This window comes from Collinsella aerofaciens, from assembly GCF_901212495.1.
Taxonomy (GTDB): Bacteria; Actinomycetota; Coriobacteriia; order Coriobacteriales; family Coriobacteriaceae; genus Collinsella; species Collinsella aerofaciens_H.
On record NZ_CAAKNY010000017.1, the window covers coordinates 26928 to 43758 of the forward strand.

The window sequence follows — 16831 nt, forward strand, 5'->3', positions numbered from 1 at the left end:
GCAAAAAGCCGAGGCCTCGTGTTGAGGCCTCGGCTTTTTTGAACGCGGCATGGGAACCGTCCCTTTGTCACACCTACGCTACGCCATTGCGAGCGAGCTCCTCTGCCAGGGCTTCTGCCGGCATGGCCATAATCGTGTCGAGCTCGGCGTCAACCTCGGGAATGCGCTTCACCTTGAGCTTGCACACCAGATCGCCACGGCACATCACATGCATCGGCTCACGCAGAGCGCATAGGTCATCGAGCGGATTCTTGCGCGTCACCAGGATATCGGCGGCCTTGCCGCACTCGATCGTACCGGTCTCGCCGCCCAGCCCCAGCAGCTCGGCATTGACCTGCGTGGCTGTATGCAGTGCGAAGGCATTGCTCGCGCCCACGTACTTGGCAAAATAGGCCACCTCGCGCCACATGTCGTACTGGGTCACGAACGGGCAGCTCGAGTCCGTGCCCAGGCCCACCTTGATACCGGCTTCCAGTGCGGCACGAGCACTCTCGATAATGCCCGAGCACACGATGTCGCCGTTCTTCTTTTGCGTGTCGGTCGAATGGGTCTTTTCCGGATCGAGCAGCACAAACGGCAGCGCCGGACTAATCGTGCAGGTCACGCTCGGCGCGCGTCCCTCGAGCTGTGTCCCCGCGGCGCCGCGGTACAGCTCCAGAATCTCAGGCGTCAGCGGAGCGCCGTGCTCGATTGTGTCGACGCCGGCCTGAAGTGCGGCCTTCACACCTTCGGTACTCTCGACATGGGCCATGACCGGAAGGCCAACCTCGTGCGCCGCCTTGCACGCCGCCGCGGCGACATCGAGCGGCATGCGCAGCACGCCCGGCTCGCCCACTTCGGTCGCATCGAACACGCCGCCCGTCACGAACAACTTGATGACGTCGGCGCCGCGCGCATACAGATCGCGCACCTGTTCGGCCGCCTCGCCGGGGGTATTGGCGACCTGCGCGAACAGCCCCGCGCCGTGACCACCCGGCACCGTGACGCCCGTTCCCGGCGCTACCAGGCGCGGACCCTGATACTTGCCGGCGTCGATAGCGTTGCGCACGGCGATGTCGGCGAACAGCGGGTCACCCGCACCGCGCACCGTAGTCACGCCACTTGCCAACTGTTGCTGGGCACTGCCTTTGAGGATGTGGCGAACGATGGCGCGGCCCACCGGATTATCGAGCTTCTTCATCAGCGCGCCCGCATCGCCCGCCGAAACCGGCTTGCCCGAACCGCACAGATGCACGTGCATATTGATGAGGCCCGGCATGAGAAACGCCCCTGCCAGGTCGATGACCTCGGCCCCCGCTGGAGCTTGGGCCACAGCGCTCGGTCCCATCCAGGTGATGATGCCACGCTCGACGGCCACGGCCATATCGGGCTGCGGCTCCATATGCTCCGAGCCGTCCAGAACGGTCGCATTGATAAACAACGTGGGACGATCGGTAGTCGCCATATCGAGCTCCTCCCTCACGATTAACATGAACATTTGTCCATTATCACCTAATGCAGCGACTAAAGTCGAACATATCGGTTAACGGAGAAAGGGAGGATGTGAGGATAGAGAGGCCAGCACGGCGATGCTCCAGCCGTGTGGACCAAATGTCTCGATCTGTAACAGTTGGGTCGAATTTTGGCCGCTAGATGTTACAGATCGAGATATTCTCCAGCACTGTCATCAAACGTCTAAATCTGTAACAAGTAGACAGGTTTTGAGCCTCTAGATGTTACAGATTGAGATCTTCTAGCGGCAGCCAACCTTCTGTCTCGATCTGTAACATTTGCGAGGCCAAACGGCTCCTTGTTGTTATAGATCGAGACAAACTCGGCAGGAACAACCACATCCGCGTCAGTTGCACCCCTCAGCGCCCATACCACTGCCGCTTCCACTCCTCAGCCAATTCAGCCTGCCGAGGAATGCCCGCCAGTCTCATCTTTTCAGCCAGCTTCCCCGGATTCTTGAGCTCATCAAACGTAAACCTCAGTACCTTATGTCCGAGCATCGTCAGATGGGACTCCCGCTGACGTTCTGCCACGAATGGGCCGACCGGCTCCCGATCCCCACCATCCTGCAGGGCATACTTTCCCTTTCCATCGAGCTCGCCAATCACGCACGTCCCGTCTTCGAGCCGCCAAAAATAGTCGACGCGAAACACACTGGTCGGATCGAGCGGGTCGCGAAACTCCACCTGCAGCTCCGGAACCGGAAGGCCGTACGCAATAAAGAACGCTCGGAACCGAGACTCGCCGCCATTTTCGGACAACCCGTCCGCATACGACGCGAATACCTGCGCTCTGCGATACCCTCGCCTGCCCTCGCAATCGGCACGGAGGCGCTCGCACAAATCCCCACGTGTTACGCCTTTCGCACGCAGCGCAGAATCGGCAATCGCCAACCCGTAGGAGAACGGCGCACGCAGCAAGCAATCCTCCGCCGTGCGCCAAAACGACGTCACCCGCACGCCATCGACACGATCGAACGCGCCTGCCATCTGCGGACGCAACAACCTGCACCCGCCGCTCAACGTCACCGAACAACCCGTCTTAACAAGAAAACGCGGCCCGAGCAGATCGTTCGGCACCTCCAGACCCCACAAAAGCGCCGCGTCATAGCCCCAAAACGCCCAATCGGGATGAAACTCCGCAAGGCCCTTAATAGTCCGCAGCGCTCGCTCCGCCGGCGTCAACGCATCCCAATCATGTTGAAAACAGAACAGGTACGGCTCGGGCTCCGCGATATCGTCGGTTCCAACATGGCGTCGCAGCCACATGAGCTCGGTATTGTCATGCGTTGCGAGCAGTGCACCTTGCTCAGTCGCCTCCGTGAGCCGCGCGAGCATCCTGTTCCGCGCCAACGTGTTGCGAGTCGTATGCTTGTGTTTTAAAACGGTATTAGACACTTCCATCACCACCATATCGGAGAAATGGCCATCGCCGCTGTTGCCGCCGCCGACAAACGTCTCGATCTGTAACAGTTAGACGTTCTCCAGGCCCCCAAACGTTACAGATTTAGACAAACCAGCGGCGCTCAAGCGTTCGTCTCGATCTGTAACAGGTAGACCGGTTTTTTGTCCCTAAACGTTACAGATCAAGACAGAAAGGCAGAAGGCAAGGCAGGCGACAACTGCCCACCCCCTACTCCCACTCCTGCTCGTAGATGTTGAGCGACTTCACGTACCGCCCCTGGGCGCCCATGATGTCACGGACCAGGCGCAAAAAGAAGCTGATGCACGAGGTGTCGAAACCGTCCTGTAGGTCCTCGGGATGCACCGCGCCCGGCCCGTCGACCGCCGTGTCGCTCAGGCGCGCGATGTCATACAGGTAGAGCTGCCCCGCCGTCAGCCAGACATCGTCGGCGCAGGCAAGGCGTACCGCAATCGCGCCGTCGCTCCAATGTTTCTTTTGCACGATATGAGGGTCGTAGACGTCAAAGCGACGGTCGGTGCGCGTGTCCTTCAGCACGACCATGCCAGTCGCGGGATCCTTGTCCAAAATGCCAAAGCGCGAGAAATACTGCGTGTCACGCACCTGCTTAAGTCGCCCGAGCGAAGCAGGAGAAATTGACGCTGGCGGCTCGTCCACATACAGCTCCAACAGCGTCTTGCCGTGGTAATAGGGGCGCTCAAACAGCATCCAATCGGTAAACGCCATGTTGTAGGCCATGATTTCGTTTTGAGAAGGTTCCTCGCAATAGCTGAGCCACGGATCGACGATAATCTCGAACTGCTCGCGCGCCGGCTCCAGGAATTGAAACTTCCGCAGCATCCAAAAGTGAGCCATGTCAGCAATATCGTTGCCGACGGCTTCGGCCAGCTCTGCTCGGTCATAAATTTGGTCAGTCATGGCATCCTCCTCAAACTGATGGACCTCAATTTGAGCTTACGAGGAGGGTGGGCAACCGAGACAAGCGCGGGCAAAATAGGCCTTCAACCGCAAACCAGATGCTAACCAAACACTTGACGGGGCACTTGACCGAATGAGCGCACCACAACAAAACTGCAGGTAGACATAGACAGCCAACCCGCTCATTTGAGCCAGATGCCCGCAGCCACCACAGAAACAACAGGCGACCACAGCCCAAGAAGTCGACAAATGAACACCCGTACGTCGATAAACGAGCAAATCGCTCGCAAAGAGTGTCCCCAACGACTAGACAAAAAAGAACGTCCCCAATGACTAAAAAAGAACGTCCCCAATGACTAGTCGTTGGGGACGTTCTTGAATGACTACTTTACAGCTCCAGCGCCTCGGCGACTTCGGCAGCGCAGGCCAGGGCATCGGCCATGGCACTCACAACGAGCGAGCTGCCGTTGCGGGCGTCACCGGCCACATACACCGGCGCGGCATCCGCGGCGACACCCTCCGTGCGAGCCGCGAGGTGCGAGCCCTCGGCAGCCATCACCGGCAGTGGACGACCAGCGGTGGCAACAGGCACGCCCACCGCATCGAACACGCCATGCTCGGGACCCGTAAAGCCGCAGGCGATGAGTACCAGCTGCGCCGGCACCTCGTGCTCGGAGCCCGCGATACGCTCGGGCTTTCCCGCCGACCAGTCCAGATCGACCACGCGCAGACCCGCAGCCGCACCCTTCTTGTCCAGCAGCACCTCGAGCGTATCCACGCCCCAGGCACGCATCTCGCCACCCATCGCAGCGATAGCCTCCTGCTGGCCGTAGTCGGTCTTCTTAACGTTTGGCCACTGCGGCCAGGGGTTGCTCGCCGTGCGCTTATCGGGCGCAGCCGGCAAGAACTCAAACTGGCGCACGCTGCGCGCGCCCTGACGCACGGCGGTACCCACGCAGTCGTTGCCGGTATCGCCGCCGCCAATGACCACGACGTCCAGACCGCGCGCGTTCACCGCGGGCTTGCCGCCATCGAGCACCGAGACGGTCGAAGCCGTCAGGTAGTCCACCGCGTACACCACGCCCGGAGCATCCACGTTCGCAGCCGAAAGACCACGAGGCGCACGGGCGCCGGCAGCCACCACGACGGCGTCAAAGTCATCGAGCTTGGCGGCAACCTTGGGATCGTTCACATCGGCATCCAGCTCAAACACAATGCCCAGCTCGCGCATGAGCGCCACGCGACGCTCGACCACGGACTTCTCGAGCTTCATGTTGGGAATGCCGTACATGAGCAGACCGCCCGGGCGATCGTCGCGCTCAAACACCGTCACGCGGGCGCCACGACGCGCAAGCTCCCATGCTGCCACCAGACCAGCAGGACCGGAGCCCACCACGGCAACCGTGGGCGCGCCCTCCCCTGCCGGCTCAAAGCGACGCGGGCCGCCATTTGCCCACTCATGGTCGCTGATCGCACGCTCGTTGTCATGGATCGTCGTGGGCTGGCCATCGACCGAACCCAGGTTGCACGCGGCCTCGCACAGCGCCGGGCACACGCGACTCGTGAACTCGGGCATGGGCGAGGTGAGCGACAGGCGCTCGGCAGCCTCGTCCCAGCGGCCGCGGTACACCAACTCATTCCACTCGGGAATCAGGTTATGCAGCGGGCAGCCGCTCGGGCGTGCCTTGCCAAAGCTCGCGCCCATCTGGCAAAACGCCACGCCGCACATCATGCAGCGGCTCGCCTGGGCGCGACGTGCATCGTCATCGAGCTCAACGTACAGCGGATCAAAATCATGGCTGCGCTCCTCCACAGGGCGCAGCTCGTGGGTCACGCGATCGATATCAAGAAAAGCACCGGGCTTACCCATGGCACTTACGCCTCCTTCTTGGTCGAAGCAACAGAGCCGGCAGCCACGGACGCAGCGCCCGCAACATCAAAGCGAGCGACATCAGCGGCACTCGCGCGACCGGTCACAATCTCAAACGCCAGCTCCTCAGCCTGCGCATGCGTCTTGCCGGCAGCCTCGCCCGCGGCGACAATCGCCAGCACGCGCTCATACTCGGTCGGAATGACCTTCACAAAGTGCTTGCTCATCGTCTCGAAGCTGTAGAGCAGCTTGATGCCGCGCGGGCTCTGCGTCGCGTCCACGTGCTCCTGGATGAGCTCGCGAATCTGCGCCAGCTCGCCGGCCGTCGGGGCCTTGAGCTCAACGCTCTCATGGTTCACGCGGGCATCGAGCGTGCCGTACTGGTCAAAGACATAGGCCACGCCGCCTGTCATGCCGGCGGCAAAATTCTGCCCGACCTCGCCCAGGATGAGCGCCAGACCGCCCGTCATGTACTCGCAGCCATGGTTGCCGCAGCCCTCGACCACCACCGTGGCACCGGAGTTGCGCACGGCAAAACGCTGGCCGGCAAGACCGTTAATGAAGCCGCGGCCGCTCGTGGCACCAAAGAACGCAACGTTGCCCACGATGATGTTCTCGTCGAACTTGTAGGTCGCATGCGGGTTGGGGCGCACCGACACCTCGCCGCCCGAAAGGCCCTTGCCAAAGTAGTCGTTGGCGTCGCCGCACACGTTGAGCGTAATGCCGCGCGGCAGGAAGGCTCCAAAGCTCTGACCGGCCGAACCATCGCAATCGATGGTGATGGAGCCGGCGGGCAGGCCCTCGGGATGTGCCTTGGTCACCGCGTTGCCCAAGATGGTGCCCACGCAGCGGTTGACGTTGGCGATATCGGCGCGGAAGCGAATCGGACGCAGGTGCGCGCGGGCATCGGCCGTATAGGGCACAAACAACGTGGAGTCGAGCGTCTTGTCGAGCTCGCTGTCCGCAGCCATCTGCGGCAGGAAGTGACGGCCGTCGGCGCCCGGAATATGGGCACCGAACTCGCAGGTCGCGCTCGCCAGCACGGGCGACAGATCGAGCAGGTTTGCTTTGCGGTTACCCGGAACCTCGATCTGGCGCAAGCACTCGGGATGGCCGACCATCTCGTCGACGGTGCGGAAGCCCAGGCTCGCCATGACCTCGCGCAGCTGCTCGGCAACAAAGAGCATAAAGTGCTCAACGTGCTCGGGCGTGCCGCGGAAGCCGCGACGCAGGCGGCAGTTTTGCGTAGCGATACCGGCCGGGCAGGTGTCCTGCTGGCAGTCGCGTTGCATGAGGCAGCCCATGGAGATGAGCGGCATGGTCGCAAAGCCAAACTCCTCGGCGCCCAACAGGCAGGCGACGGCAACATCGGTGCCGTCCATGAGCTTGCCGTCGGCCTCGAGCACCACGCGTGAGCGCAGGCCGTTTTGCAGCAGCGTCTGCTGGGCCTCGGCAAGGCCAAGCTCCAGCGGCAGACCCGCATGCCAGATAGAGTCGCGCGCAGCGGCACCCGAGCCGCCATTGTGGCCGCTGATCAAGATCTTGTCGGCAGCACCCTTGGCCACACCGGTGGCGATGGTGCCGACGCCGGCCTCGCTGACCAGCTTGACCGACACGCGTGCGCCGGGGTTGGCGTTCTTAAGGTCAAAGATCAGCTCTGCCAGGTCCTCGATGGAGTAGATGTCGTGGTGCGGCGGAGGCGAGATCAGGCCGATGCCGGGCGTGGACTGACGGACCTCGGCGATCCAGGGGTAGACCTTCTTGCCGGGCAGGTGGCCACCCTCGCCGGGCTTGGCGCCCTGGGCCATCTTGATCTGAATCTCGAAGGCGCTGCACAGGTAGCGGCTCGTCACGCCAAAGCGCGCGCTTGCCACCTGCTTGATGGCGGAGTTCTTGGAGTCACCATTAGCCAGCGGGGTCTCGCGACGCGGATCCTCACCGCCCTCGCCGGAGTTGGAACGGCCGTGCAGGCGGTTCATGGCGATGGCCATGCACTCGTGTGCCTCTTTGCTGATGGAGCCGTACGACATGGCGCCGGTGTTAAAGCGGCGGACGATGTTGAGCGCGGGCTCGACCTCGTCGAGTGCCACCGGAGTGCGGCCGCTGGCATCAAAGTCCAGCAGATCGCGCAGGCGCACGGCGCGGCCGATGCGGTGCAGGCGGGCGCTGTACTCCTTAAAGGTGTCATAGCTGTCCTCACGGCAGGCGGTCTGCAGCAAGTAGACAGTCTGCGGATCGATGAGGTGATCCTCGCCGCCGAGCGGACGCCACTTGGTCAGACCCAGCGTGGGCAGCTGATCGGGAGCCGGGCTCTTAAGGATAGCGAGCGCGGCGTCGTAGCGCTCGTTTTGCTCGCGCTCGACGTCCTCGACACCCATACCGCCCACACGGCTCACCGTGCCGGCGAAGTACGCGTTGACGAACTCCGGTGTAAAGCCCACGGCCTCGAAGATCTGCGCCGAATGGTAGCTCTGCACCGTGGAGATGCCCATCTTGGACATGATGGAGACGATGCCGGCGGTCGCAGCCTTGTTGAAGTTGGCGATGCCCTGCTCGGCCGTCACGTCCAAGTCGCCGCGTGCCGCCAGATCGCGGATGCACGCATGCGCGTTGTACGGATAGATGCCGCTCGCGGAGTAGCCCACCAGTGCCGCAAAGTCGTGCGGGGACACGGCGTCGCCGCACTCCACCACGATGTCGGCAAAGGTGCGCACGCCGGCGCGGATCAGGTGGTTGTGCACGCAGCCCACGGCGAGCAGCGACGGCACGGGCACCTCGCCCGCCGCGGCGCGGTCGCTCAACACCACGATGTTCACGCCGTCGCGGACCGCAGCCTCAACGTCCTCTGCAAGCTGCTTGAGCGCAGCCTGCAGCGCGCCCTCGCCGGCATCGCGGCAGTACACGGCACGGAAACGGCGGGTCTTAAAGCCCACGCGGTCGATGGCGCAGATACGCTCGAACTCCTCCTCGTTGAGCAACGGGCGCTCCAAGCGAACCAGCTGGCAGGCCGTACGGGAGTCCTCGAGCAGGTTGCCGTGGTTGCCCAGGTAGAGCGTGGTCGAGGTGACCATATGCTCGCGAAGGGCGTCGATGGGCGGGTTCGTGACCTGAGCGAACAGCTGATAGAAATAGTCGTAGAAGGAGCGCGTCTTCTTGGACAGGCAGGCCAGCGGTGCATCGATGCCCATCGAGGCGAGCGGCGCCTTGCCCTGCTGGGCCATGGGACGCACGACCTCGTCAACATCATCCCAGTGATACCCGAGCTTAGCCATGCGCACGGCGGCGGGCACCTCGGCGTCCTCGGCGGGCGTCGCCACGGCAGGGCCATCGAGCGCATCGACGGTCAGCGTCTCCTCGGCAATCCAATCACGGTAGGGCTTTTCCTTGGCGTAACGGGCGCGCAGCTCGTCGTTGTAGATCACGCGGCCACGGGCAAAGTCGACCTCGAGCATCTGACCCGGTCCCAGGCAGCCGCTCGTCAGGATGTTCTCGGGGCGCACCTCGATGGTGCCCACCTCGCTTGCCAGCATAAAGCGGCCGTCGCGCGTCACATAGTAGCGGGCGGGACGCAGGCCGTTACGGTCGAGGGCGGCGCCCAGCGTGCGACCGTCGGTAAAGGCGATGGCCGCCGGGCCATCCCACGGCTCCATGAGCATGGACTGGTAAGCGTCGTAGGCGCGGCGCTCCTCACTCAGGCTGTCGTTGTGGTCCCACGGCTCGGGCAGCAACATGGACGCGGCACGCGTAAGCGGGCGACCGTTCATGACCAGGAACTCGAGCACGTTGTCCAGAATCGCGGAGTCGGAACCCTCGCGGTTGATGATGGGCATCACGCGCTCAAGATCGTGCTGCAGCACGGGGCTGTACAGGTTGGGCTCTCGGGCGCGGATCCAGTTGACGTTGCCCTTGAGGGTGTTGATCTCGCCGTTGTGGATGATAAAGCGGTTGGGGTGTGCGCGCTCCCAGCTGGGCGTGGTGTTGGTGGAGTACCGCGAGTGGACGAGCGCTACAGCCGTCTTGACGGCGGCGTCGTTGAGATCGATGAAGAAGCGGCGCATCTGCGTGGCGACCAGCATGCCCTTGTATACGATAGTGCGCGAGCTCATGGAGCACACATAGAAGATCTTGTCGCGCAAGGCGAACTCGGCGTCGGCCTTCTTTTCGATGGTACGGCGGCACACGTACAGGCGACGCTCAAAGGCATCGCCGGCGGGCGTGTCGTCCGGACGGCCCAGGAAGGCCTGCAGGATAGTAGGCATGCAGGCGCGGGCCGTCTCGCCCAGATCGTGCGGGTCGACCGGCACCTCGCGCCAAAAGAGCAGCGGCACGCCGGCCTCGGCGCAGCCCTCCTCGAACACGCGGCGGGCATCCTCCACGCCCTTGTCGTCCTGCGGGAAGAACAGCATGGCCACGCCATAGTCGCCCTCTGCCGGCAGAATCTGGCCGCACTTTTGAGCCTCTTTACGGAAAAAGTGATGCGGAACCTGGAACAGGATGCCAGCGCCGTCGCCGGTGTTCTTCTCGAGTCCCGTGCCGCCGCGGTGCTCCAAGTTGACCAGAATGGACAGTGCATCGTCCAGAATCTGGTGATGGCGCTCACCGTTGATATCGGCAAGCGCGCCGATGCCACATGCATCGTGGTCGAATTCGGGGCGATAAAGGCCCTGCTGCTGAGCGGAATCTGCCTGCATCGCGATCCTCCCCTAGGTGTTAGACAGTCAGTTGAATAGGCATACTAGAAGTATCGCCGATCCGTTGTGTTTCCTGCCCGTTTCGAAACAATTGCGTAACGCACGCAACAAATGATTCCTTGGGGACGGAGGGAAACGGATCACTTAGTCTGACTGACCCCCCTGAGCAATCCGTTTCCTCCATCCCCAAGGGGTCATTCTGAAAAAGCGATATCCGAGTACCTCAATTCCATATATTCATACACGTTTAGTAGGTTGTAGACTATCGGGAACCGAAACCGTGCAGACAGGAGTCACTCATGGGCTATCCGAGCATTCATCCCACCGGCACACTCATCTACGACAAAGAGCGTGCCAATAACGGCTACACCATCTTCCCCACCCCGGGCGGCGCGCTGCTCATCGACATGAACGGCCGCGAGGTCAACCGCTGGGCGGGTCTGGGCGGCTTCCCCAACAAGCTGCTGCCGGGCGGCCAAGTCTTTGGCACCTCGGGCGCACGCGGCGGCGCGGCAGCCTATCAGGACCAGCTCGACCTGTTGCAAGTCGCCTGGGACGGCAATATTGTGTGGAAATGGGACCATACCGAACTCGTGGCCGACGAGGGCAAGGACCCCACCTGGCAGGCGCGTCAGCACCACGACTACCAGCGTGAAGGCTCGCCCGTGGGCTATTATGCGCCCGGCCTAGAGCCGCGCACGGACGGCGGCAACACCATCATCCTCACGCACGAGAACAGCTATCACCCCGAGATCAGCGACAAGCTCCTGATCGACGACAAGGTCATCGAGGTCACCTGGGACGGCGAGGTCGTCTGGGAGTGGCGCGCGTCGGAGCATTTTGAAGAGTTCGGCTTTGACGAGGCAGCCAAAAAGTCGCTCTACAACAATCCCTCCATGCGCGGCGAGGCCGGCGGCGACTGGCTGCACATCAACTGCGTCTCGGAGCTCGGCCCCAACAAGTGGTACGACCGCGGTGACGAGCGCTTTGCCCCCGAGAACCTCATCCTCGACTGCCGCAACGCCAATATCTTGGCCATCATCTCCAAAAAGACGGGCAAGATCGTCTGGAAACTCGGCCCGCGCTTCGACGGCAGCGATGCCGAGAAAAAGATCGGCTGGATTATCGGCCAGCATCACTTTCATATGATCCCCAAGGGCCTTCCCGGCGAGGGCGACCTGTTGGTCTTCGATAACGGCGGTGCCGCGGGATACGACGCGCCCAACGCCATCGCGCCCGACGGCACCAACGCCGTCCACCGCGACTACTCGCGCATTCTGCAGTTCAACCCCATCACGCTCGAGGTCACGTGGCAGTACACCCCGCTCGAAGCCGGCTGGCTCCCCTTTGCCGACGGCAGTCGCTTCTACTCGCCGTTCATCAGCTCTGCCCAGCGTCTGCCCAACGGCAACACGCTTATCACTGAGGGCTCCGACGGTCATCTGATCGAGGTCACGCCCAAGCACGAGATTGTCTGGGAGTATCTGAGCCCCTACTTCAAGGCACCGGCGCCCGGCTTTAGCTCCAACATGGTCTACCGCGCCTACCGTGCGCCCTATGAGTGGGTTCCGCAGGTAGAGCACGCGCCCGAGGTGTCGATCGAGCCCATCGACAACGCCACCTTCCGCGTGCCGGGCGCTTCGAGCGAGAAGCTCAACGTAACCGTGGTCGATGACATCGACCCCTACCAGACCGCTCTGACCGGCATGAATGCCGAGGACGAGGAATCCGACGAGGGCCATGCGGACTTTTGCATGATGCGCCTGGACACCGCCGACCTCAAGGGCGACAGCAAGGGTCCCAAGTTCGACCTATAAGCTCACCGCTTCAAGCATCTCAATCTGTAACAGGAAGACCCGATTTCGACGCCTAACTGTTACAGATTGAGATGCTTTTGAGAGACGGCTCCGAATGTCTCAATCTGTAACACGAAGGGCCGGTTTTGGCGGTCAACTGTTACAGATCGAGATTTTCCATAGGACCATTTCTTCCTGTCTCGATCTGTAACACCTAGGCCCAATTTCCATCCCTAGTTGTTACAGATCGAGACATTTCGGCAGCCCCCTTTCACCATCCCATTCAAATACAACAATTTTGTTAGTCTTGGTTAACTTTTAAGCCTAAAACGGGTATCCTTTGCGGCGTAAAGCAAACGGCACGCACGCCGCGCCAAATCAAGGAGGCCCCTATGGCACACCAAGCAGACCAGCAGACGATGCAACTTGTCCTTATCCGTCACGGAGAATCCGAGTGGAACAAACTCAACCTGTTCACCGGCTGGACCGATGTTGAGCTCACCGACACGGGCCGCGAAGAAGCCGCCGCAGGCGGTCAAGCCCTCAAAGAAGCCGGTTTCGACTTTGACGTCTGCTACACTTCGCGCCTCAAGCGCGCGATCCACACCCTCAACATCGTGCTCGGCCAAATGGATCGCGAGTGGCTGCCTGTCATCAAATCCTGGAAGCTCAACGAGCGCCACTACGGCGCGTTACAGGGTCTCAACAAGGCCGATGCCGCGGCAGAGCACGGCGACGAACAGGTGCTCATCTGGCGCCGCTCCTTCGACGTGTGCCCACCGGCACTCGAGCCGAACGACACGCGCGATCCCCACACCCAGGAGCAATACCGCGACGTCGCACCCGATCAGCTGCCCTATACCGAGTGCCTCAAGGATACGATCGCCCGCGCCTGGCCTTATTTCGAAGACGAGATTCGCCCCCAAATGCTCGCCGGCAAGCGCGTACTCATCGCCGCACACGGCAACTCCCTGCGCTCTCTCGTCATGAAGTTCGAGCACCTCACGCCCGAGGAAATCCTCAAGGTCAACATCCCCACCGGCGTGCCACTCGTCTACACCTTCGACACCGATTTCAACGTCCTCGACAAGCGCTACATCGGCGACCCGGCGACCATCACCGCCAAGATTGACGCTGTGGCCAACCAGGGCAAGGCGCGCAAGTAACCCCAACCTAAACCGAGTGCGCGGCGCCGCATAACCCAAGCGCGGCGCCGCGCTGCCCCTATGCAGGAACCGACCATGATCAACCACCTCAAACAACACTTTGGCTCCCGACGCACCGGTGGTCACGGAGGCCTAGACATTGCGCGGCACATCGGTCCCGGACTGCTCGTGACCGTCGGCTTTATCGACCCGGGCAACTGGGCCTCCAATATGGCCGCGGGCTCGCAGTTTGGCTACGCGCTGCTGTGGATCGTCACGCTGTCCACGATTATGCTCATTGTGCTGCAGCACAACGCGGCGCACTTGGGTATCGCCACGGGCGCCTGTCTTGCCGAGGCCACGACACGCTACCTCCCCCGCTTCGGTGGGCGCGCGGTGCTCGCCAGTGCCTATCTCGCGACCATCGCCACCGCCATGGCCGAAGTCCTGGGTGGCGCGATTGCCCTTCAAATGCTCTTTGGGCTGCCTGTGCGCGCGGGCTGCGTCATCGTGGCGGCAGTGTCGATGGCGATGCTCGTGACGAGCTCCTACAAGCGCGCCGAACGCTGGATCATCGCTTTCGTAGGCGTGGTAGGACTCTCGTTTTTGGCCGAGCTTGCACTAGTCAAGGTCGACTGGCCGCAAGCCGCCGCAAGCTGGATCACGCCCAGCATGCCCACTGGCTCTGCCGCGATTATCGTGAGTGTCCTAGGCGCGGTCGTTATGCCCCACAACCTCTTCCTGCACTCCGAGGTCATCCAATCCATGCACTTCGAAGGCCAAGGCGAGCAAGTTATCGAAGAACGTTTGCGCTACGAGCTCTTCGACACGCTCTTTTCGATGGGCGTGGGCTGGGCAATCAACTCGGCCATGGTCATCCTGGCCGCGACGACCTTCTTTGCGCATGGCATTGTCGTAGACGACCTCGCCGTCGCAGCTGCCACGCTCTCCCCCATTCTGGGCACGGCAAGCTCGACCATCTTTGCGGTAGCGCTGCTGTTCGCGGGACTATCGAGCAGCGTGACGGCGGGCATGGCGGCGGGCACCATCACCGCGGGCATGTTCGACGAGGAATACGACATCCACGACCGACATTCCTCGATCGGCGTGGCGGCCTGTTTCGCCGGTGCCGTCGCATCGTGCCTGGTCGTCCCAAACCCCTTTGAAGGGCTTATCTGGAGTCAGGCACTGCTGTCGCTTCAGCTGCCGATTACGGTCTTTGTGCTCATACGGCTCACCAGCTCACGCCGCGTCATGGGCAAATACGCCAACTCGCGCCCACTCAATGCGCTGCTCGTAGGGATCGGTATCATCGTGACGACTCTCGATGTCGTGTTGTTGACAGGGATGTAATGGGGCGGGACACCTACCCAGTCAAACGTCTCGATCTGTAACATCTAGACCCGCTTTTGATGTCTAGGTGTTACAGATCGAGATCATTCCGAGGGACAGCTCCGTTTGTCTCAATCTGTAACACGTAGACCCCGTTTTCACTGCTAGATGTTACAGATTGAGATCTTCTACCGGACGGTTTTGGTTTATCTCAATCTGTAACAGATAGACCCGTTTTGAGCCGTTAGATGTTACAGATTGAGACAAAAGGTCGGCCGGACTCACGACAGACAGGATCGGCTAACAGCAGCTGTAGACAACCTCGCCGCCGAGCTCCATCCGGGCAATCGTTACGCCGAAGACTTGTTCGAGCACGCCCTGGTCGAGAATCTCGGCAGGTGTACCCACGGCAACGATGCGGCCGCTGTCCATGACGGCGATGCGGTCGCAGAAGCGCAGGGCGAGCGGCAGGTCATGAATAACCACAGCACCGGTCATCCCCTGCTCATGAACCAGCCCACGAGCCAGGCCCATCACGTCGAGCGCTGCGCGGGGGTCCAAGTAGGTCGTGGGCTCGTCGAGCAGCACGGTCCGTGCCCGCTGGGCGAGCACCATCGCGATAAACGCCCGCTGCCGCTCGCCGCCCGAAAGCGTGCGGGCAGCCTTGTGCGCCAAATGCTCAACACCGGCAACGCGCATAGACTCGGCAACAATCAGCCGGTCCTGATCGGTCAGTCCGCCAAACAGCCCCATATGGGCATAGCGTCCGCACGACACAAGTGCCTCCACCGTCATGGACGGCGTGCGGTGAATCTGGGGCAGCAGCGCAATACGCTCGGCACGTTCACGTGCAGACAGGCTGTCGAGAGCATCACCCTCAACGAGCGCCTCGCCCGCGGCCGGCTCCAGCACGCCATCGATCACGCGCAACAGGGTCGACTTGCCGCAGCCGTTGGGACCGACGATGCCCGTCAGGCAACCCGCGGGCAGCGCAAGCGACAAGCCGTCCAACACCGCGTGCTCGCCATAGGCAAAGCGGACATCGTGCAGCTCAACGGCCGCGGCCGGGCAAGCCGCACCCGCAGCGCCCGCGCCCCGCACGCCACGCTCACTCATCGCGGAACCCCTTTCGCGCCATAATCAGGTAGATAAAGAACGGTCCGCCCACCAGCGACAGCAAAATGCCCACCGGCAGTTCGTAGGGCGCAAAAGCCGTGCGTGCGACGGTATCGCACAGAACGGTAAACGCCGCGCCGCACATTGCGCACAGCGGAATGACCACGCGGTTGTCGTGGCCCGCAAGGCGGCGCACCGCATGGGGCACCATCAGGCCCACAAAGCCAATCAGACCGCCAAAGCTTACCGCGCAGCCCGCGAGCAGCGCCGCCACCGCCAGCGCCGCCAAGCGCACCGTCACCGTGCGCATGCCTAGGCCATGGGCAGCCTCGCGACCGAGCGACAGCACATTCAGACGGTTCGCCAGGCAAAACGCCACCACCATGCCGCATACCGCCAGCAACGCCGGCAGCATCAGGTTGCGCATGAGCACGCCCGAGAAGCCGCCGACCAAGTATGCCGACGACCCCACGTACACGTTCGGTGCCACCAACAGCACGGTGTTCATACCGGCACCCGCCACGGCGTTGATCGCCACGCCCGAAAGCACCACGGTCAGACGTGACACGCCCGCGCGCGCCGAGATGGCAAACACGAGCGCGGCCGCGATCAGCGCACCCGCAAAAGCCACGATCGGCAGCAGCTCGCGCGGCGGATCGTTATAGAACAACGGACAGGCCGAGACGGCAAGCACAGCCAGGCCCGCACCAGAGTTGATGCCGATCACACTCGGACTCGCCAGCGGGTTGTCGAGTACCGCCTGAATGAGCGCACCGGCAACAGAAAGCGCCGCGCCGGCAACGAGACCGGCGACGACGCGGGGCATGCGGATATTCACGATGATATTGGCGACGGTCGCGTCCACGGGGGCACCCGTCGCAAAGGCGGCAATATCGCCGATCGAAACAGAGCTGGGACCCATGCAAAACGAGACGACGGCAATGACAACCAGCGCCACGACAGACCCGGCAAACAGGCGGACGACACGGCGACGTGCGTGCGACGGAGCGCTCCCCGCTCCATTCGAACTCGTCTTACGCATGCAAACCC

The 16831-nt window shown here is 62.3% G+C and carries 10 protein-coding genes; 3 read left to right on the forward strand and 7 right to left on the reverse strand.

Translation table 11 applies throughout. From position 1 onward, the window contains the following. Positions 1-73: 73 nt before the first annotated feature. The 5 genes from SFLMC1_RS01275 to gltB form a co-directional block, all read right to left on the reverse strand. Positions 74-1444 (reverse strand): metal-dependent hydrolase family protein, encoded by a 1371-nt coding sequence (locus SFLMC1_RS01275; RefSeq protein ID WP_226814211.1) that lies wholly within the window; start codon positions 1442-1444, stop codon positions 74-76. Between the two features lie 406 nt (positions 1445-1850). Then, entirely contained in the window at positions 1851-2888 is a 1038-nt protein-coding gene (locus SFLMC1_RS01280; RefSeq protein WP_152073582.1) for a hypothetical protein, read from the reverse strand. Positions 2889-3123: 235 nt separating this feature from the next. Further along, positions 3124-3831 (reverse strand): hypothetical protein, encoded by a 708-nt coding sequence (locus SFLMC1_RS01285; RefSeq protein ID WP_152073581.1) that lies wholly within the window; start codon positions 3829-3831, stop codon positions 3124-3126. 388 nt (positions 3832-4219) lie between these two features. Next, positions 4220-5701: a glutamate synthase subunit beta gene (locus SFLMC1_RS01290; protein WP_152073580.1), complete on the reverse strand. Its 1482-nt coding sequence runs from the start codon at positions 5699-5701 to the stop codon at positions 4220-4222. A 5-nt stretch (positions 5702-5706) separates the two neighbouring features. Further along, positions 5707-10392, reverse strand: a complete 4686-nt coding sequence (gltB, locus tag SFLMC1_RS01295; protein WP_154063888.1) for a glutamate synthase large subunit — start codon at positions 10390-10392, stop codon at positions 5707-5709. A 299-nt stretch (positions 10393-10691) separates the two neighbouring features. Here gltB and SFLMC1_RS01300 point away from each other — a divergent pair, with 299 nt between their 5' ends. The 3 genes from SFLMC1_RS01300 (at position 10692) to SFLMC1_RS01310 (ending at position 14686) form a co-directional block, all read left to right on the forward strand. Further along, positions 10692-12209, forward strand: a complete 1518-nt coding sequence (locus SFLMC1_RS01300) for an aryl-sulfate sulfotransferase (protein WP_152073578.1) — start codon at positions 10692-10694, stop codon at positions 12207-12209. A 398-nt stretch (positions 12210-12607) separates the two neighbouring features. Then, complete coding sequence (gpmA, locus tag SFLMC1_RS01305) at positions 12608-13354, forward strand: 2,3-diphosphoglycerate-dependent phosphoglycerate mutase (RefSeq protein WP_187323804.1); 747 nt, start codon at positions 12608-12610, stop codon at positions 13352-13354. A 75-nt stretch (positions 13355-13429) separates the two neighbouring features. Next, a complete protein-coding gene (locus SFLMC1_RS01310; RefSeq protein WP_152073576.1) occupies positions 13430-14686 on the forward strand; it encodes an Nramp family divalent metal transporter in 1257 nt (418 codons plus the stop codon). A 279-nt stretch (positions 14687-14965) separates the two neighbouring features. Here SFLMC1_RS01310 and SFLMC1_RS01315 read toward each other — a convergent pair whose 3' ends face one another. Beyond that, positions 14966-15781, reverse strand: coding sequence for an ABC transporter ATP-binding protein (locus tag SFLMC1_RS01315; RefSeq protein ID WP_152073575.1), 816 nt, complete (start codon positions 15779-15781; stop codon positions 14966-14968). After that, the gene (locus SFLMC1_RS01320) at positions 15774-16823 is read right to left on the reverse strand and encodes a FecCD family ABC transporter permease (RefSeq protein WP_152073574.1); all 1050 of its coding nucleotides are present in this window, start codon (positions 16821-16823) and stop codon (positions 15774-15776) included. Before SFLMC1_RS01320 ends, SFLMC1_RS01315 begins: the two co-directional genes overlap by 8 nt. Positions 16824-16831: the final 8 nt, after the last annotated feature.